The sequence below is a fragment of the Roseovarius arcticus genome (assembly GCF_006125015.1).
GTDB lineage: Bacteria > Pseudomonadota > Alphaproteobacteria > Rhodobacterales > Rhodobacteraceae > Roseovarius > Roseovarius arcticus.
Window position 1 is genome coordinate 1,373,022 of the sequence record NZ_SZZN01000001.1, and the last position, 19,127, is coordinate 1,392,148.

Genomic DNA, 19,127 nt, shown 5'->3' on the forward strand with positions numbered 1-19,127 from the left:
GCGCCGCATGAGCATCCCTGACCGCGTGATCGCCATTATCGCCGAGCAGGCCATGCTGGAGCCGGGCGACGTGACGTTGGAGTCGACACTCGAGGATCTGGGCGTTGATAGTCTGGGCCTCGTGGAGAGTATATTCGCCATCGAGGAAGCGTTCGACATATCTGTACCCTTTAACGCGAACGAGCCGTCGGCAGGCGATTTTGACATCTCGACCGTGGGTGCCATCGCGCAAGGTGTACAGCGGCTGGTCGCCGAACAGTCGTGAAACGCGTCGTTATCACCGGCGCCGGAACCATCAATTCTTTGGGCCAAGATGTGCCATCGACCTTTGAGGCGATGCGCGAGGGGCGCTGCGGGATCAGCGATCTGGAGTTTCGCGATGTGGAGCGTCTGTCGATCCGTATCGGCGGTCAGGTCAAGGGATACGACCCCGAAGCCGCGTTCACCCGGCAGGAACTGGCGCTCTATGATAGATTCACCCAATTTGCTGTGATTGCGGCGCGGCAGGCCATTGCGCAATCGGGGATCGAATTCAGCGAGGAGCTGTCGCTGCGCGCCGGCGTCGTGCTGGGCAATTCGGGTGGCGGAATGACCACCCTCGATGAGAATTACCGCTCCGTCTATGAAGACGGCAAAAACCGCGTCCATCCCTTTGTGGTGCCCAAGCTGATGAACAATGCCGCGGCCAGCCATGTGTCGATGGCATGGGACCTGCGCGGCCCCAGCTTTACCGTCTCGACGGCCTGCGCATCATCTAATCACGCTATGGCGCAGGCGTTTCAGATGGTGCATGGCGGCCTGTCGCCTGTGATGGTGACGGGCGGATCGGAATCCATGTTGTGCTTTGGCGGGGTCAAGGCCTGGGAGGGTCTGCGCGTGATGTCAAAGGACGGCTGCCGCCCGTTTTCGGCTAATCGTAACGGGATGGTGCAGGGCGAGGGGGCCGGGATCTTTGTCTTTGAGGAATATGAGCATGCACGCGCACGCGGCGCCGAGATTCTGGCCGAAGTGATCGGCTATGCCATGTCGTCGGACGCGTCCGACATCGTCATGCCGTCCAAGCAAGGCGCGGCGCGGACGATATCCGGCGCGCTGCGCGATGCGCGTCTGGCACCCGAGGATGTGGGATATATCAACGCGCATGGCACCGGAACGGCCGCCAATGACAAGACCGAATGTGCCGCCGTTGCGGACGTGTTCGGGCGTCACGCCGACAAGCTGATGATGTCGTCCACCAAATCTATGCACGGGCATCTGATCGGCGGTACCGGCGCGGTTGAACTCTTGGCTTGCATCATGGCGGTGCGCGATGGGGTGATCGCGCCCACGATCAACTTTGAAGAGGCGGACCCCGAATGTGCGCTGGACGTTGTGCCGAATGAAGCGCGCGAGGCGCATGTCGACGTGGCGCTGAGTAATGCGTTCGCTTTTGGCGGGCTGAATGCGGTACTGGCGCTGCGCCGAGCAGAGTAAAGGGCGCTGTCTGTGCCGCGAATGATCCGTGGCCAGCACCCCGCCCGCCTCATGTGGTGCTCAATTCATATCGCGCAAAAAAAGGGCGAGCCTTTCGGCTCGCCCCTGAATTCTTGACGTCAGCGACAGTTACTCGGTGAACGCGGCCACCGCTTCGAACCCTGCGGTGAACCCGCTGAGCGATATGTCGATCTTGACGATCTGATCTGGCGCCTGCGCGGGCACCAGCACCATCTGCGCCTTATTGCCCTTCTTGAACGCTGCGATGTCTTGCTCTGTCAGGCCGATCTGGGCAATGCAGCCAGCCTCGGTGCAGACGCGGTAGGGATAGCTCTTGGCCGTGCCGCCATCGACCGAGATTTTCAGCTCTTCGGTCAGCAGCGTGATCAGTGGAACGATAGCCGTCGCACCGGCAATGGCAGGGGCCTGATTTTCGATTCGAAAGATGCTGAACTCGGCCACAGGATTGCCGCCGGATTCGCGCAGCAGCTGGTAGAGCTGGCATGGATCCTCGCCATCGGCATTGTGGAAGCAGCGCAAGCTCCAATCGCCGAATTTTTCCTTAACATACACTGCGGGCTGATCAGTGCCGACCTCCCGCCCGGTCGCAAAGCTTTCGTCGGTGGCGGTATCGGCCGTATCTGCGGCCTCTGAATCTGTTGCCTCCGTGCTGGCGGCCTCAGAGGCGCTATCGGTCGCTGTGCCTTCGGTCGCTGTGCCTTCGGCTGCGGTGCCGGTCTCGGTCGCTGCGCCAGTAGTGGCATCGGCCTCGACGCCCGTAGTCGTCTCAGTTGCGGTGTCGGCTGCGGTGTCCTGCGCATAGCCTGCGCCAGCGAGGCTCATGGCGGCAGCAAAAGACAGTAGTGAAAGTGATCTGGGCATAGTGTCCCCGTAATTCATTGAAGTTTCATGGCGCGTCTAACATGGAGCGCGGGTGCTGTCAGGATAAAACATCAGACCCATCAAGCGTGCAAGGCGGATTTCCGCGCGGAGATCTGCAGCGCGGCAACAAGCCCGCTTCCAAAGAAAAAGGAGCCTCGCGGCCCCTTTTCCCCTATTCTCCCTGCCGGACTTGGCCGGCTTGCTCATTAGGACGGACGCTACGGCACGAATAATTCTTCGTCAACAGTCAAAATTGCGTGATCTTTCAGACCCTACAAATTGCAGGACGCCGTGACGTGCCACCAGCGAAATAAGGGCGAGCGGAAAAAAGGCCGCACCCATGGGCGCGGCCAGTCTGACAGGGAGGAAGTCACCCCGGCACCCAAGGACATGATGCGCCGGAATGAAATTGATACTGGCACCATTAGGTTAAGATTGTATGTTCATGCGGTACGCCCAGACTGCGTGCGCAGGCAGTAAAGGCGGTAATTGTGAGCGACAGCATTTTCATCGGTGGCGGCGGGCCGGATTACGCGGCGGCACAGACCCTTGGCCTGAAATACGCTAACCGGCATGGCCTGATCGCTGGCGCCACCGGCACCGGCAAGACGGTGACACTGCAAATCCTCGCCGAAGGCTTCTCGGCAGCGGGTGTTCCGGTGTTTCTGTCAGACGTCAAAGGCGATCTTTCCGGCCTCGCCGAAGCGGGCAGCGACGACTTCAAGCTGCACAACGCCTTCACCACCCGCGCGTCCAAAATCGGGCTGACGGAGTACAACTATCAGGCGTTCCCCGTCACGTTTTGGGATCTCTTTGGCCAGCAGGGCCACCCGGTGCGCACGACGCTTGCCGAAATGGGACCACTGCTGCTGAGCCGTCTGATGGAGCTGAGCGAGGCACAAGAAGGCATCATGAACATCGCCTTTCGTGTCGCCGACGAGCAGGGGATGCCGCTACTGGACCTCAAGGACCTGCAATCGCTGCTGGTTTGGGTTGGCGAAAATCGCGAGACACTGTCGCTGCGTTATGGCAACGTATCAACGGCCTCCGTGGGCGCGATCCAGCGCCAGCTTATGGTATTGGAAAATCAGGGTGGCACCGAACTCTTTGGAGAACCTGCGCTGGAGCTGTCGGATCTTATGCATATCGGCGCAGACGGGCGGGGCCAGATCAACATCCTCGCTGCAGACAAGTTAATGGGTGCGCCGCGCCTATATGCTACTTTCCTTTTATGGCTGCTGTCCGAGTTGTTTGAGACGCTGCCTGAGGTAGGCGATCCGGACAAGCCCAAGTTGGTATTCTTCTTTGACGAGGCGCATTTATTGTTCGATGACGCGCCCAAGGCGCTGGTGGACAAGGTCGAGCAGGTCGCGCGCCTGATCCGCTCCAAAGGGGTCGGCGTCTATTTCATCACGCAAAACCCTGATGACGTGCCCGAAGATATTCTTGGCCAGTTGGGCAACCGGGTTCAGCACGCTTTGCGCGCATTCACCGCGCGCGACCGTAAGGCGCTAAGCCGCGCGGCCGAAACTTACCGGCCAAACGAGCGTTTCAGCACCGTTGATGCCATTCGCGACGTTGGCGTGGGCGAGGCGGTGACATCCATGTTGGAGAACAAGGGCGTACCGGGCATCGTGGAGCGAACGCTGATCCGCCCGCCATCATCCAAGCTGGGGCCGATCAGCGATGCCGCCCGCCGCGCCGCGATGCAGGCGTCACCAGTCGCAGGCAAATACGAGGCGTTGGTTGATCGCAAATCAGCCTATGAGATCCTGAGGGACCGGGCCGATGAGGCCGCCAAAGGAGCCGCAGAGGCCGAAGTGGAAGCGGAGGAGAAATCCGTTGCCGAGCGCGAGTTCAACGCGGGTCGCCGATATTCAGGCAAACGCGTCGACCGTTCCACCGCGCAGCCGCGCGAAGGCATGGGCCTCCAGTTCGGCCGCGCAGCTGCAAATGCGGTACTTAAAGAGTTGAAGGGGACCACGGGCCGCCGTCTGGTGCGGGGTATTCTTGGGGGACTTTTCAAGGGACGTTAACCCATCGCAAGGTAAGGCAAGTCTGGCAAAATGCGCGCAAGGCAGCTAGTCTGTTGCTAAGATAGAAACAATAAAGGGGCAGCCACAATGGCAAGCCGTAAATCAGCAGGCAGTAAGATGAAATCTAAGGGACTAAAATCCAGCCGGCCCAGTGCCATGCCACCCAAGACACCAGCGCCCCTGCGCGCGCAGGGCGGGCCGACCACGCTGGTCCCAAAACCACCTCTGAAGGGCGAAGATACCGGTAAAATCGCGAAGCCGCCACGCGACGCCTCAATGCCTGATGATGCAGGCGACAATCCCCTCAAAAAACAAGAGTTGATCGCGAAGGTCGTCGAACGCTCGGAGGTGGCTAAAAAGCACGCCAAGCCGGTCATCGAGGCCATGCTGGCGGTGCTGGGAGACGCGCTTGCTGAGGGCCGCGATCTGAACCTGCAGCCCATGGGCAAGATCAAGCGTAAGCGCATGAAAGAAACTGAGAAGGCGCGCATTATCGTCGCCAATATCCGCCAGCCTAAATCACTGGGTTCCAGCGGCAATGCGCCATTACCCGGAAGCACGCCTGGCGGCGCACTCGCCCCACCCAAACAATCGGTTGCAGAGGACGGCGAGGGGCGCTAAAAAACGCCCCGAGGGTGATTAGCTCAGTGGTAGAGCGCTTCGTTCACATCGAAGATGTCAGGGGTTCAAGTCCCTTATCACCCACCATCCTCTTGCTACATATTCTGTCGTTAAATTAATCGCTTAGGTATGCATCCTGAATGCGATGTGATGCAAGTCGGCTGCAGATTAACGCTGATAAGCGGGAGTAAGATGTGATCGATAAATTATGGCTAGATTAGCACAAAGAGAGCCATACGCATGACGTTTAGGTCACGCGGGCGTCGCGAGATTTCAGGTTTTACTAACGTTATCAGGATGATGTTCGATAAAGATAATCTATTGAGTGTGTCACCGCTATGACACCCGGTGCGCGTGTCCAAGCTGCGATTGAACTGCTCGACAGTATCGATACTGGCGGGTCCGCCGAAAAGGTGCTGACCAGTTGGGGGCGCCGTTCGCGCTTTGCCGGGTCAGGCGATAGGGCAGCGGTCCGTGATCACGTCTTTCAGGTGCTGCGCTGCTATCGGTCCTACGCTTGCCTCGGCGGGGCGCAAACTGGTCGGGGCCGTATGATCGGTGCGCTGCGTGCTGAGGGGCTGGACCCCGCGGACACCTTTACGGGCGAAGGTCATGCGCCTGCGCCACTGACGAACATGGAACTATCTGCCGGTGTTGAGCCGGTCGGCGCTGATGCCCTTGATCTGAACGATTGGGTGCTGGACGAGTTTCGCGCATCGCTCGGCAGTTGCGCTGAGGCTGCTGCCATGGCTCTGCGCACGCGCGCGCCTGTGATGGTGCGCGTGGATCTGCGCCGTGCCACGCGCGACGATGCAATTGGGGTGTTGGCTGGAGATAACATTAGCTCCGCCGTTCATCCGATTGCAACTACAGCATTATGCATTACTGGCGGTGCCCGACGTATTGCGCGTAGCCGAGCTTATCTCGACGGAATGATTGAGCTTCAGGACGGTTCCGGACAGGCGGCGATGGAGGCGATTGAGCTGGAAGGCGTGCAAAGCATCCTTGATTATTGCGCGGGCGGCGGTGGCAAGGCGCTGGCGCTCGCCACACGGTCAGATGCGCGAATATACGTGCATGATGTTGATCCGTCGCGGATGCAGGATATTCCTGCGCGTGCGGCGCGCGCAGGTGTGAGCATCACCTCACTTTTAACATCAGCTTTGCCGCGTAAGGCGCCGTATGATATAGTTTTATGTGATGCGCCATGTTCTGGCAGCGGGACGTGGCGGCGCACTCCCGAGGCAAAATGGCGTCTGACGTCCGAAAGGCTAACGGCATTGACGCAATTGCAGTCTCAGATCCTGCCCTCTGCAGCGGCGCTTGTCGCCCCTAAGGGTCAGCTCATTTACGCCACATGCTCGCTGCTGAAAGCAGAAAATGAGGATCGCATAGATGCCTTTTTGAGCACGGTGCCGGGATGGAAACTTGTGCGGGCGAGGCGCTTTGATGTGACTGACGGTGGTGACGGCTTCTTTCTGGCCCGGATGATACGCCTCTGATAACTGCTGCCGGAATTCTGAATTCTCTGCCCTGCGTTAAGACGACATTAATCCGTTTAAACGAATATCTAAGGGACCGAACCCGTAGCACGAGGCCTGTTCGCTTGACCATATTTGTAAAAACTCTTGGCCCGATCCAACGCGCGGCTACCCAGATGCGCCCGCATGCCGGACTTATCCTTTGTTCGGCCGTTCTGTTCGCGATAACCGCGTTCTTGATTCAGCCGGGGGCAGAGCGGTACCTCACTGTGCTGGTATCGTTGGCCTTGGGATGCAGCGCGCTCTGGATTGTGATTGTTTCGCGGATCGGCGATTTGGCGGGCGCGCAGGCGGTGTGCGGCGTACGCACGCTGATTGCGCATGATGCGGCGCCTAGCATCGTCACTGGCCCCGACGGTGCCGTTATCTATTGTAATGATGCGGCGGAGCGAGCCTACAAGGCACGAAAGTTCGATACCCTGCCAGCGGCATTGCAACAACTCATCGCCAATCCCAGCGCGTTGCTTCATCGCCTCAGGACAAAGGCGGGATCCGCAGGATCAGCCCACGAGGATATAGTGACTGGGACGGGCCATGTGCGCCTGTCGGTCCACGAGGCCGGGTCTGAGATGCTGTTGTGGCGGATCGAAAAATCGGCAGACATCGCCGCGCGTCGCAGCGATGCAGTGCCCCTGCCCATGCTTACGGTTGGGCGCAACAACGCAGTCCTTTTTATGAATGACGCCGCTCGCTTGCTGATTGGCGAGCGGGCCCGGACCCTCGACCGGATTTGTCCCAAACTGCCGCTCAGATCGGGACAAATGAATGACATCAGCACACAGTCTGGTGTGCAATCATGTCTGGTTGTGGAGCTTGAGGGAATCGCTGGCCGGCGCGAGGTTTTCGTGCTGCCCGGCATCGCCGCCACGGAGCGTCCTTCTGATGGGTGGACATTCTTTGACGAACTGCCCGTTCCACTGCTCAAGCTGACACGTGCGGGTGCAATCCAGCTTTGCAACAAGCCGGCGAGCGATCTTTTGGGTTGCAGAGACTGGACTGGCAAACAGATTACCGACCTGCTTGAGGGGCTGGGTCGATCTATTCCCGACTGGCTGGAGGATGCCGCACTGGCGCGCGGCACAACGCATTCAGAGTTTTTGCGCGTGCGACGCTCTGATCGGGAGGTTTTCCTTCAGGTGACACTCAACCGCGCCACGGAGGACGGCGAGCCTGTGCTTATCGCCGTCTTGAATGATGCGACCGAATTGAAATCGCTCGAAGCGCAATTTGTCCAATCACAAAAAATGCAGGCAATCGGCCAACTTGCGGGCGGTGTGGCGCATGATTTTAATAACTTGCTTACAGCGATTTCCGGTCATTGCGACCTGCTTTTGCTGCGCCATGATCAGGGCGATTCGGACTATGGCGATCTTCTTCAGATCGCTCAGAACGCAAATCGCGCCGCAGCGTTGGTCAATCAGCTGCTGGCCTATTCCCGCAAGCAGACCCTAAGACCAGAGGTCATGGACCTGCGCGACGCGATGTCGGATCTGACGCATTTACTTAACCGCCTTGTTGGTGAAAAGGTCATTCTGTCGCTCAATCACGATCCGACCCTATGGTCGATCCGCGCAGACAAACGCCAGTTTGAGCAGGTGGTCATGAACCTCGTCGTCAACGCCCGCGATGCGATGCCGGATGGAGGCGAGATTCGTATTGAAACTCAGAATGTAACCTTGACTGATCCCATCCACCGCGATCGGGCCGTTGTGTCACCCGGCCGCTGGGTTCGCATCAGCGTGACCGATGAAGGTAGCGGTATCCCGCGAGATCGGCTGCAGAAGGTATTTGAGCCCTTTTTCACTACAAAACGGACCGGCGAGGGAACCGGGCTCGGCCTTTCCACGGCCTACGGGATCGTAAAGCAGACCGGTGGTTTCATATTTGTGGATAGCGAGCATAACGCCGGAACCACGTTCTTCTTGATGTTCCCGGCTTACGAAAACGTTGTCACACCAGTCAAAGCGCTGCCCAAACCTCAATTCGACGAAAGCCCGGCAGAAGGTATCGTGCTTTTGGTCGAGGACGAGGCACCGGTACGCGCCTTTGCATCGCGCGCGTTGCAGATGCGTGGATTTACCGTTCTGGAGGCCGATTCAGCCGAGGAGGCGCTGGAAATCTTGGCCGACCCAACCGTCAGCGTAGACGTCTTTGTCACCGATGTGGTCATGCCCGGACTTGATGGCCCGAGCTGGGTGCAACAGGCACTCAAAACGCGGCCGCACGCGCGCGTAGTGTTCGTTTCAGGATATGCCGAAGAGGATTTTGGCGATACGCAGGCTCGAATTCCAAACTCGGTCTTTCTTCCAAAGCCGTTTTCGTTGACAGATTTGACGGAGATCGTGCAGCGCCAACTACAGTAGTCGTAGCAATGACGCGAAGACTGGTGCCTAGTCAGGAGAATGTTAAGTGCCTGGCCTTGATACCAAAAAACCAAAAAATGGCTGGGCCAGTCGCCGGACGGCAGCGCCTCGTTCAGTTGATCGGCGATGGGATCGGCTCTGGGCGGTAAGTTCCATTGGCCTCCACACTATCGTATAATCGAAAATCTGGCGCGTATTTTCGGCGTAAGACTGCCTCAGTTGCGGGCAGCAATATCAGTGGATCCTTGGGTGATGCGTTCATCCGCGTCGTGCTGAGGCTGACACCTAGCCTCGATTCGAGATAATTCGTAAGACTGTGTTGATCATCATATCGAAAAAGGTGCGTGGCGGCGGTGCCGTTCTTCTGTGGCTCTAGAAATTTCGATTGCGATCCCACATTGGCGGGTTGGGGCTGCTTTCCCTGAACATACCCTTGGACGAATGTGTCGAAGCTTACGTCATGCGTTCCAGTTGGGCGGCCCTTAAGAAAGGGCCTCTGGCGATAACGATACCAACTTCCCAGCCAATCAATGGGCTCGCGTATGACCGCGATCACATGCAAATCTTCTCCGATGAATTTTTCCAAGGCAGGCCGAAAGAAGCGATTGTAGCGAAATACGGGCGCGTGTTTCAGTTCAGGCGGATCGTTGATTACCATAGATGCGTGTGGGCCGAGGGCTGCTTGCCATGCGGTCGTGCCTGTCTTTGGTACTGACAGGAAAACCAATTTGTGCTTGGAAAACACCAGCATGTCTCTCTCCGTGGGGCGCAGGCGACCGTCATTAGCCGACCTTAACCCTTTATCAATACTTATCGCCAAATGTGTAGTTATGAATATTTGACTTGAAATGTTCTCTGTTTGTCTTCATTTAGCTTGGAACAAGAAGAGAACATTTACAGCAATTGCCGCTTGGGGCAGGGTGTGGAATAAGGACGGAAATGCAATGGCAACGGCAGATCTTTTGACGATGGACAATAAAAAAAGCGCAGACAAGCAAAAGGCACTCGACAGCGCGCTGGCGCAGATTGAGCGGCAGTTTGGTAAAGGATCGATCATGAAGTTGGGGGACAACCCCATCACGGATATTGAATCGACGTCTACCGGATCACTCGGTCTTGATATCGCCCTTGGTATTGGCGGCATTCCCAAAGGCAGGGTCGTCGAGATTTATGGCCCTGAAAGCTCGGGCAAGACTACGCTAACGCTGCATTGTGTCGCTGAGGCGCAAAAGAAGGGCGGCGTTTGCGCGTTTGTTGATGCAGAACATGCGCTGGATCCACAGTATGCGCGCAAGCTGGGCGTAGACTTGGATGAGCTTCTAATTTCGCAGCCAGATACGGGCGAGCAGGCGCTTGAGATCGTGGATACGCTGGTGCGCTCGGGTGCCGTCAGCATGATCGTGGTCGACTCCGTTGCGGCTCTGACGCCGAAATCTGAGCTAGAGGGCGACATGGGCGACAGTAGCGTCGGCGTTCACGCTCGCCTGATGAGCCAGGCCATGCGTAAGCTGACGGGTTCTATTAGCCGTACGAAATGTACCGTCATTTTTATCAACCAGATTCGTATGAAAATTGGCGTTATGTTCGGTAGCCCCGAAACGACGACGGGCGGTAACGCGCTGAAATTCTACAGCTCGGTTCGTTTGGATATTCGGCGCATTGGCGCACTCAAAGACCGCGACGAAGTCGTTGGTAATGCCACGCGTGTTAAGGTCGTCAAAAACAAGGTCGCGCCGCCGTTCAAGCAGGTCGAATTCGACATCATGTATGGCGAAGGCATCAGCAAGATGGGCGAGATTTTGGATCTGGGCGTCAAGGCTGGTGTAGTCGAGAAGTCTGGTAGCTGGTTCAGCTACGGGGATGAGCGCATTGGCCAGGGTCGCGAAAATGCGAAGACTTTCCTCAAGGAAAATAGCAACATGGCGCTAGAGATTGAGGACAAGATCCGCGCGGCGCACGGCCTTGATTTTGACATGGCCAACCCTGCCGATGTTGCCAGCGGAGACGACGAAGATCTCATGGAGGGCTGATTGGCCCTGCCTGCAAGTTAAGAAGGCCCGGCCGCATATACGCGCCGGGCCTTTTTTCTTGCGGTGGACAGGCGTGGCGGGGCCGGATAATCAGAGCGTCGCCCAACCCGTCTGAAAACGCCGCGAAAAGAGGTTCCCATGCCGACGCTGAACGATATCCGCTCGACCTTTCTGAGTTATTTCGACCGACACGATCACCGCGTTGTCGAGAGCTCGCCATTGGTGCCGCGCAATGACCCGACGCTGATGTTCACCAATTCCGGAATGGTTCAGTTCAAGAACCTTTTTACCGGGGTTGAGCGGCGGGACTACGTACGCGCGACCAGCAGCCAAAAATGTGTGCGCGCGGGCGGCAAGCATAACGATCTGGACAATGTTGGATATACGGCGCGCCACCACACATTCTTTGAGATGATGGGCAATTTCAGCTTTGGAGACTACTTCAAGGAGGATGCGATCCGCTTTGCTTGGGAGTTGCTGACGCGCGATTTTGGCATCGACAAGTCCAAGTTTCTGGTGACAGTTTATCATACCGATGTTGAGGCAGCAGCCATCTGGAAGAAGGTGGCCGGCCTCGGCGATGATCGCATTATTCGCATCGCCACTGACGACAACTTCTGGTCGATGGGCGCGACGGGCCCTTGCGGGCCGTGCTCTGAGATTTTCTATGACCACGGGCCAGAAATCTGGGGAGGCCCTCCGGGCAGCCCGGAGGAAGATGGCGACCGGTTTATCGAAATCTGGAACCTCGTCTTCATGCAGAACGAGAGGTTTGAGGACGGCACGCAGCGTGATCTGGACATGCAGTCGATTGACACCGGAATGGGGCTAGAACGGATCGGGGCGCTGCTTCAGGGCAAGCACGACAATTACGACACCGACGTTATGCGCGCCCTGATTGAGGCCAGCGCACATGCCACCAGCACTGACGCGGACGGGCCCGGCAACGTGCATCACCGGGTCATCGCTGATCACCTGCGGTCGACGTCCTTTCTGATGGCCGATGGCGTGATGCCGTCGAATGAGGGGCGCGGGTATGTCCTGCGTCGCATTATGCGACGCGCCATGCGCCATGCGCATTTGCTGGGGGCCAAGGATCCGGTCATGTATCGGCTGGTGCCATCGCTGGTCACGCAGATGGGGCAGGCCTTTCCCGAATTGGGCCGCGCTCAGAACATGATCGAGGAAATGCTGCGACTGGAGGAGACGCGTTTCAAGCAAACGCTTGACCGCGGACTTGGCCTGCTGGACGAGGCGTTGCTAGATCTTGGCGAGGGTGCAGACCTGCCCGGTGCCACCGCGTTCAAACTCTATGACACGTTCGGCTTTCCGCTGGACCTGACGCAGGATGCGCTGCGTGAAAAGGGACGCGGTGTGGATATCGCGGGATTCGATGCGGCGATGGCCGAGCAAAAGGCCAAGGCGCGCGCCGCTTGGGCCGGCACCGGCGAGGCCGCTGATCAGGGCGTGTGGTACGACATAGCCGAGGCTAGCGGCGTGACCGATTTTCTTGGCTACGACACTGAGAGCGCCGAGGCGCAGATCGCCGCACTGGTCCAAGATGGTGCGACGGTCAAGAGCGTAGGCGCGGGCGAAACCGTTCAAATCGTGCTGAACCAAACGCCATTCTATGCGGAATCGGGCGGTCAGGTGGGCGACCGTGGCACCCTGCGCTGCGAAGACGGAGAAGCGCGGATTACTGATACGCGTAAGGTAGCAGGCGTGTTCATCCACTTTGCTGAGGTGACGCGCGGCACGCTGACCAAGGGCGCGGCTGTTCAGATGGAGGTCGATCACGGCCGCCGCAGCGCTATCCGGGGAAACCACTCCGCGACCCATTTGCTGCATGAGGCACTGCGGGAGACGCTTGGCGACCATGTCGCGCAACGCGGCAGCCTGAACGATGATGGGCGCCTGCGTTTTGATTTTAGTCATACGCAGGGCTTGTCGGAGGATGAGTTGGCTCGCGTGGCGGCGGACGTGAATGCGTTTATCCGCCAGAATGCACCGGTCGAGACGCGGATAATGACGCCGGACGAGGCGCGAGCGTTGGGCGCGCAAGCGCTTTTTGGTGAGAAGTACGGCGACGAAGTGCGCGTCGTTTCCATGGGTGCGCAGGACGGATCGGGCAAAGGCGCGGACAAAAGCACTTACTCGATTGAGCTGTGCGGCGGGACGCATGTGGCCCAGACGGGCGATATTGGCCTGTTTGTGCTGCTCAGCGATACAGCCTCCAGCGCGGGTGTGCGCCGAATCGAAGCGCTGACCGGGGCTGCTGCGCTAGAGCACCTCACAGATCATTCCAAAACGCTGACCGAGATTGCGGGCGCTTTGAAAGTCCGTCCAGCTGATGCACAGGCCCGCGTCCGCGCGTTAATGGACGAGCGCCGCACGTTGGCGAACGAGGTCGCCCAATTGCGGCGCGAGCTGGCCATGTCGGGCGGTGCGGGGCAGGGCGGCGAGGCCGAGATCGAAGAGATCGGCGGCACTAAGTTTATCGCACAAGTGGTCAGCGGCATTTCGGCGAAGGACCTGCCAGGCCTTATCGACCAGCACAAAGAGCGCATCGGTAGCGGTGCCGTGTTGCTGATTGCGGACACTGGCGGCAAGGCTGCGGTTTGTGCGGGTGTGACCGATGACAAGACGGGCGCGCTGTCCGCAGTTGACATCGTGCGCACTGCTGTCGTTCATCTAGGTGGCAAAGGTGGCGGCGGCAGGGCTGACCTGGCGCAGGGCGGCGGCGCTGATGCGTCGGGGGCCGGCGCCGCAATTGACGCCGTCCGCACATTACTGAAAGGTTAAATATATGCCCGCACTTTGGATCGCCCATGTCACCGTCACCGACGAGGAAGCTTATGGTCGCTATGCTGCGCTGGCCGGGCCCGCTATAGCAGCGCATGGTGGCCGCTTTGTTGCGCGAGGTGGCCGTTTCGTACAGCTTGAGGGCAAAGAGCGTCCGCGCAACGTGGTAGCGCGGTTCGACAGCGTCGAGGCCGCTGAAGCCTGCTATCATTCGGCAGAGTATCAAGAGGCGCTAGATCACGCGCGGGGCGCCTCAGAACGCGAATTGATGATCGTCGAGACAAGCGAGTAGCGCTAATCCGAAGGCCTGACCTAAGCGTCGCTGCCAGCACTGCCAAAAATGCAAACGGCCAGATGTAATCATCTGGCCGTTTTCGAATTTAATTTTAAGGCTTAAGCCGACTTTGAAGCGCGCTTACGCTCGTGCGGGTCGAGGTGCCGTTTGCGCAGGCGGATGGAGTTCGGCGTAACCTCAACCAGCTCATCATCGTCGATATAGGCGATGGCTTGCTCCAGGCTCATCTCGACGGGCGTAGTCAGGCGAACGGCCTCATCGGTGCCCGATGCGCGCACGTTCGTCAGTTTCTTGCCCTTGAGCGGGTTCACTTCCAGATCGTTTTCGCGGCTATGTTCGCCGATGATCATGCCGGTATAGATCTTGGTCTGCGGGCCGATGAACATCTTGCCGCGATCTTCGAGGTTCCAAAGAGCGTAGGCGACCGATTCGCCGTTCTCCATCGAGATCAGGACACCGGCGCGGCGGCCCGGAATTGGCCCGCGGTGCGGCGACCAGCTGTGAAATACGCGGTTCAGCACGCCGGTGCCGCGCGTGTCGGTCAGGAACTCGCCGTGATAGCCGATCAGACCGCGCGACGGAATATGCGCGATGATGCGCGTCTTGCCTGCGCCTGCGGGCTTCATCTCGGTCATCTCGCCCTTGCGGGGACCGGTGATCTTTTCGATAACGGCGCCCGAATACTCGTCGTCGACGTCGATTGTGACCTCTTCGATTGGCTCAAGACGCTCGCCATTCGGACCCTCACGCATAAGGACTTGGGGGCGCGAAATGCTCAGCTCAAATCCTTCGCGGCGCATATTCTCAATCAGGACGCCCATCTGCAATTCGCCGCGGCCGGCGACCTCGAATGCGTCACCGTCGGGGGTGTCGCTAATTTTGATGGCGACGTTCGATTCAGCCTCCTTCATCAGGCGGTCGCGGATAACGCGGCTTTGCACTTTCTTACCGTCGCGGCCAGCCAGCGGGCTGTCATTGATACCGAATGTAACAGTGATGGTGGGCGGGTCGATGGGCCGCGCCTCCAGCGCTTCGTCCACGGCGAGTGCACAGATCGTGTCGGCCACCGTTGCCTTGGACATGCCGGCAAGGCTGACGATATCGCCGGCTTGCGCCTCTTCGATGTCTTGGGACGCCAGACCGCGGAATGCCTGAATACGCGTGACGCGGAACTGCTCAATCTTTTGGCCACTGCGGCTAAGGGCTTGCACGGTCGCGCCGACCTTCAGCTTGCCCGATTCTACGCGTCCTGTCAGCAGGCGGCCAACGAACGGATCCGCGCCCAGCGTCGTGGCCAGCATGCGGAAATCTTCGTTCTGATGTTTGACCTGCTTCGGCGCGGGGACGTGGTTGACGATCAGCTCGAACAGCGCGGACAAATCCTTGCGCGGGCCGTCCAAGTGATGATCGGCCCAACCGGAGCGGCCAGAGGCATACATGTGGGGGAAATCCAGCTGATCCTCGTCCGCATCCAGGTTGCTGAACAGATCAAATACCTCATCCAGAGCGCGATCTGGCTCGGCGTCGGGCTTGTCGACCTTGTTCAGCACGACGATGGGGCGCAGGCCCAGTGCCAGCGCTTTGGACGTGACGAATTTGGTCTGGGGCATCGGGCCTTCGGCCGCGTCAACCAGCAGAACAACACCGTCGACCATGCTGAGGATACGTTCCACCTCGCCGCCGAAATCGGCGTGGCCGGGCGTGTCCACGATGTTGATGCGCAGGCCTTTCCACACGACGGAGGTCGGCTTGGCAAAGATGGTGATGCCGCGCTCACGCTCTAGGTCGTTGCTATCCATCGCGCGCTCGTCCACGGCCTGATTGGCGCGGAAGGCGCCCGATTGCTTGAGCAGCTCGTCCACCAGCGTCGTTTTGCCGTGGTCAACGTGAGCGATGATCGCGATATTGCGAAGGTCCATTCGGGTCAATCCTTGGGGTTTTTTTCAGCGCCCTATAGCTTGCGCGCGTGATTTACCAGCGCAAAGGTGTGGGGGCGCAGTTATCGGCGGGTAGATGTGGCAGAGTGTGTGCCCTTGCGCAGTGTTTACAGGCAAAGCGTCGTGGCGCCCAAATCACGCAGGACGGCGCCGGTGCCCGTCTTGAACCGGGTGATGCCAGGGATGCGCGCGGTATCGGTGCGGCCAAGATCAAGCCGTTTGTAGCCGGCCTGCGCCAGATGACACGACGCGCGCCACATCAATAAGGTATGCGCGTTCAGGCTGCGCCCATGCGGGCCTGTCCAGCCGATGTGATACGTGGCTGTAGGTGCGTGGAGCAGCATTAGCATAAACGCGACGGGAGTGCCTTGTTCCTCTGCGATCAGTATCAGGGTGCCGTCCGGAGCAATTTGTGTCCATTTTGCGATGAATTTATGCGGTAGAGTAGCATAGCGCCGTTGTGCGCGCTGCGCTGCCTCCTGCGCCAGCAGCGGGCCGTCGCGGGCCAGATCGAGCGGGCGAATGGTGACCGCTAGATCGAGATTCTCGGCCCGACCCAGCCGATTGCGCCACTTGCCGTGTTGCGCGCTGCGGCGCGCGGCCTCGCTGCCTGTCAGGTTCAACTCTGCCATCTGCACACCCTTGGCTACGGGCAAGCCCTTACGCGGCTGGCCTGCATCCGCGCCGATCGCCCAGAGGGCACGCCAAGGCGCGGCGCGGGAAAGGCCGGCGAGCGCGCGATTCTTTTGGTCGGTCGATGCGCCAGTTGCCCAGACGGGTCCGCGCGGTAGCCAAGCGATACGCAGCGGTCCGACGCGCCGGGCATAACTCCGGGCGCGCGCTATCTGGGCGCCATCCTCAGTTACATCCATCACTGCCGTCTCGCAGCCAAAGCTGCGCATGACGGCGGCGTAGGTGTCGCTTTGCTGGAGGGGGGTGCCGGGCAGATTACCTGCCGTGGCCGGATTGGCTAGGGTGATTTGCATGGACGCAACTTAGCCGCGCCCATGCCTAAGATTTCGTTAAGGTGCTATCAGAACGGGATCTCGTCGTCGAAATCGCGTGAGGGGGCGCTGCCGCCGCCTGACCCACCGCCCGATCCGCCGCCAGACGGTCCGCCGCGATCACCGTCGCCGCCATAGCCACCGCCGCTGTCGCCGCCATAATCGCCGCCGCCTCCATCGCCGCCGGAGTAGCCGCCGCCACCACCACCACCGCCGTCGCGACCATCGAGCATGGTCAACGTGCCGTTGAAGCCCTGCAACACGATCTCGGTCGAGTATTTATCGACGCCGGCCTGATCCTGCCATTTGCGCGTCTGAAGCTGCCCCTCGATGTAGACCTTGGAGCCTTTCTTCAAATATTGCTCGGCAATGCGCACGAGACCCTCGTTAAAGATTGCGACGGAATGCCATTCGGTCTTCTCGCGCCGCTCACCAGTGCTTTTGTCTTTCCAGGTTTCCGAGGTGGCAATGCGCAGGTTGCACACTTTACCGCCGTTCTGGAACGTGCGCACTTCGGGATCGCGGCCCAGATTGCCGATGATGATGACTTTGTTAACCGACCCGGCCATGCGCGTCCTCCTTATGGGGCTTGGAATTTAACTCCGTGTTACATCACCTGAACAGGGTTAATGCCAGCCTAAAATATGGCATGACGAGGGGCTCGGCGCGCGTAAGGCTGGAATTATCCGGCGGAATCGGTTAGCCAGACACAGACTTGGGTGGAAAAAGCGATTTCAGCATGAAGATATTTCCTGGAACTGCAGTCGTATCCTGCGCGCTGGCATTCGGTTTATTTACGCAGATGGGCCATGCCGAAACACTGTCGACTAAAAGCCGCGTCAAGATGTTCAAATCACAGACCAGCGTGCTGGATAATCGCGCGGCATCGCAATACAAAGCGTCCGTGCGTCTGCAGCCAGCCGCGATCAACACGCCGACCAAGTGGGACAACGCCAAGACCTACACCGGCAAATATCGCGGCGAATTTCTGATGATGGCCAAGGCCGCAGCACGCAAGCATTCGGTGCCCGAGGATCTATTCCTGCGGTTGATCCAGCAAGAGAGTGGATGGAAACCGGGCGCACTTTCGCACAAGGGCGCGATCGGGCTGGCGCAGCTGATGCCGGGCACGGCCGCGGTTCTGCGCGTTGATCCGCACGATCCACAGCAAAACCTTGAAGGCGGCGCGCGCTATCTGGCGATCCAATTCCGCGAGTTCGGAACGTGGCGACTGGCGCTGGCGGCGTACAATGCCGGACCGGGTGCCGTAAAGAAGTACGGCGATGTGCCTCCCTACGAGGAAACCACCAATTATGTGCGCGTCATCTGGGGCAGCTGATCGGTCACGCCTTGCGGGCGCGCTTGCGCAGCTCTGATGGACTGGCCTTGGTGTGCTGCGCGATAAAGCGCGAGAAGTAGGCCGCGCTGCCAAAGCCCAGTTGGGCGGCGACATGACGGATTGCGTCGTCTCCGTCCTCCAGCATTTCGCGAGCGGCATGCAGCGTGCGCTGCACCAGCAGATCGGCAGCGGTCAGATCGCAGCACGCCTTGCAAGTGCGCGTCAGATGCGTGGGCGTGACCCCCAAATCGCGGGCATAGTTGGCCATAGGCTGTCCGGTGCGGTGGTTTTGCTCAACCAGAGATGCGTAGGCCGTCACCAGCCGCTGCGCAGCGGTAGGGCGCGGAGGCACCTCCTGATCGATCAGCGCGCGGCGCAGCCAGACGGTAATCAAAATCGCAAGCGCCTGCGCCGCTTCATCCGCGAAAGGTCTCATCCGGGCTGCCTCGCGCGCCATGGCGTCCAGTAGCGCCGTAAGCTCGGCCTGATTCTGTACCTCGCGGATGCGCAAATGCTCAGGCTGGTCCGGCATCAGGGCAGGGCCGCCGGGCGCAATCAGGCAGACCTGACCATAACAGGCCGGGCCGATATCCAGCGAGAACAGCGTTCCTGCAGGCACGGCAAGTGCATTATGCGCACCAATGCCGCGCCTTACGCCGCTAACCGTGGCGCGCGCCTGCCCCCGCGTGACCCAGATCAAGGCATGACGCGGCTGGCTATGCGGCAAATTCAGCCGCCAAGGCGCGCCGCGCGACCATTGCGCAAGCGTCAAAAGTTGTGAGGTGTCGGTCATTCACGTCTGCC

General features: G+C 59.4%; 16 protein-coding genes and 1 tRNA gene. 11 read left to right on the forward strand and 6 right to left on the reverse strand.

The window, feature by feature from the left end; translation table 11 throughout:
- The first annotated feature begins 7 nt into the window (after positions 1-7).
- Both MK6180000_RS06470 and MK6180000_RS06475 read left to right on the forward strand, forming a co-directional pair.
- The gene (locus MK6180000_RS06470; protein WP_138933993.1) at positions 8-265 is read left to right on the forward strand and encodes an acyl carrier protein; all 258 of its coding nucleotides are present in this window, start codon (positions 8-10) and stop codon (positions 263-265) included.
- Positions 262-1,473, forward strand: coding sequence for a beta-ketoacyl-[acyl-carrier-protein] synthase family protein (locus MK6180000_RS06475; RefSeq protein WP_138933994.1), 1,212 nt, complete (start codon positions 262-264; stop codon positions 1,471-1,473). The genes MK6180000_RS06470 and MK6180000_RS06475 overlap by 4 nt, the downstream gene beginning before the upstream one ends.
- Before the next feature lie 129 nt (positions 1,474-1,602).
- On the opposite strand, the gene MK6180000_RS06480 is transcribed toward MK6180000_RS06475, so the two are convergent.
- A complete protein-coding gene (locus MK6180000_RS06480) occupies positions 1,603-2,355 on the reverse strand; it encodes an invasion associated locus B family protein (protein ID WP_246040448.1) in 753 nt (250 codons plus the stop codon).
- A gap of 491 nt (positions 2,356-2,846) precedes the next feature.
- Between MK6180000_RS06480 and MK6180000_RS06485 the strand changes: the two genes are divergently transcribed.
- The 5 genes from MK6180000_RS06485 to MK6180000_RS06505 all read left to right on the forward strand — a co-directional run bounded on the left by MK6180000_RS06485 (position 2,847) and on the right by MK6180000_RS06505 (position 8,916).
- Positions 2,847-4,391 carry a helicase HerA-like domain-containing protein gene (locus MK6180000_RS06485; RefSeq protein WP_138933996.1) on the forward strand — a complete coding sequence of 515 codons (1,545 nt, stop codon included), beginning with the start codon at positions 2,847-2,849 and terminating at the stop codon, positions 4,389-4,391.
- A gap of 87 nt (positions 4,392-4,478) precedes the next feature.
- Complete coding sequence (locus tag MK6180000_RS20595) at positions 4,479-5,012, forward strand: HU family DNA-binding protein (protein ID WP_246040449.1); 534 nt, start codon at positions 4,479-4,481, stop codon at positions 5,010-5,012.
- A gap of 12 nt (positions 5,013-5,024) precedes the next feature.
- Positions 5,025-5,099, forward strand: a tRNA-Val gene (locus tag MK6180000_RS06495).
- 251 nt (positions 5,100-5,350) lie between these two features.
- Positions 5,351-6,514: an RsmB/NOP family class I SAM-dependent RNA methyltransferase gene (locus tag MK6180000_RS06500; RefSeq protein ID WP_138933997.1), complete on the forward strand. Its 1,164-nt coding sequence runs from the start codon at positions 5,351-5,353 to the stop codon at positions 6,512-6,514.
- Between the two features lie 155 nt (positions 6,515-6,669).
- A complete protein-coding gene (locus tag MK6180000_RS06505; RefSeq protein WP_138936374.1) occupies positions 6,670-8,916 on the forward strand; it encodes a hybrid sensor histidine kinase/response regulator in 2,247 nt (748 codons plus the stop codon).
- Positions 8,917-9,028: 112 nt separating this feature from the next.
- Here MK6180000_RS06505 and MK6180000_RS06510 read toward each other — a convergent pair whose 3' ends face one another.
- The gene (locus tag MK6180000_RS06510) at positions 9,029-9,667 is read right to left on the reverse strand and encodes a sulfotransferase family 2 domain-containing protein (RefSeq protein ID WP_138933998.1); all 639 of its coding nucleotides are present in this window, start codon (positions 9,665-9,667) and stop codon (positions 9,029-9,031) included.
- A 193-nt stretch (positions 9,668-9,860) separates the two neighbouring features.
- On the opposite strand from MK6180000_RS06510, the gene recA reads away from it, so the two are divergent.
- The 3 genes from recA (at position 9,861) to MK6180000_RS06525 (ending at position 14,040) form a co-directional block, all read left to right on the forward strand.
- Positions 9,861-10,946, forward strand: coding sequence for a recombinase RecA (recA, locus tag MK6180000_RS06515; RefSeq protein ID WP_138933999.1), 1,086 nt, complete (start codon positions 9,861-9,863; stop codon positions 10,944-10,946).
- Between the two features lie 138 nt (positions 10,947-11,084).
- Positions 11,085-13,748: an alanine--tRNA ligase gene (gene alaS, locus MK6180000_RS06520; protein ID WP_138934000.1), complete on the forward strand. Its 2,664-nt coding sequence runs from the start codon at positions 11,085-11,087 to the stop codon at positions 13,746-13,748.
- 4 nt (positions 13,749-13,752) lie between these two features.
- On the forward strand, positions 13,753-14,040 hold the full coding sequence (locus tag MK6180000_RS06525; RefSeq protein WP_138934001.1) for a DUF1330 domain-containing protein: 288 nt from the start codon (positions 13,753-13,755) through the stop codon (positions 14,038-14,040).
- A 101-nt stretch (positions 14,041-14,141) separates the two neighbouring features.
- Here MK6180000_RS06525 and typA read toward each other — a convergent pair whose 3' ends face one another.
- From typA to ssb, 3 genes are all read right to left on the reverse strand, one after another.
- Positions 14,142-15,962 carry a translational GTPase TypA gene (typA, locus tag MK6180000_RS06530; protein WP_138934002.1) on the reverse strand — a complete coding sequence of 607 codons (1,821 nt, stop codon included), beginning with the start codon at positions 15,960-15,962 and terminating at the stop codon, positions 14,142-14,144.
- 125 nt (positions 15,963-16,087) lie between these two features.
- Positions 16,088-16,966 (reverse strand): GNAT family N-acetyltransferase, encoded by an 879-nt coding sequence (locus MK6180000_RS06535; RefSeq protein ID WP_138934003.1) that lies wholly within the window; start codon positions 16,964-16,966, stop codon positions 16,088-16,090.
- Between the two features lie 47 nt (positions 16,967-17,013).
- Positions 17,014-17,553, reverse strand: coding sequence for a single-stranded DNA-binding protein (ssb, locus tag MK6180000_RS06540; RefSeq protein WP_138934004.1), 540 nt, complete (start codon positions 17,551-17,553; stop codon positions 17,014-17,016).
- A gap of 233 nt (positions 17,554-17,786) precedes the next feature.
- Here ssb and MK6180000_RS06545 point away from each other — a divergent pair, with 233 nt between their 5' ends.
- Positions 17,787-18,323, forward strand: a complete 537-nt coding sequence (locus MK6180000_RS06545; protein WP_246040598.1) for a lytic transglycosylase domain-containing protein — start codon at positions 17,787-17,789, stop codon at positions 18,321-18,323.
- A 4-nt stretch (positions 18,324-18,327) separates the two neighbouring features.
- Here the strand turns inward: MK6180000_RS06545 and MK6180000_RS06550 are convergent, their stop codons facing one another.
- Positions 18,328-19,116 carry an AraC family transcriptional regulator gene (locus MK6180000_RS06550; protein WP_138934006.1) on the reverse strand — a complete coding sequence of 263 codons (789 nt, stop codon included), beginning with the start codon at positions 19,114-19,116 and terminating at the stop codon, positions 18,328-18,330.
- Positions 19,117-19,127 lie beyond the last annotated feature (11 nt).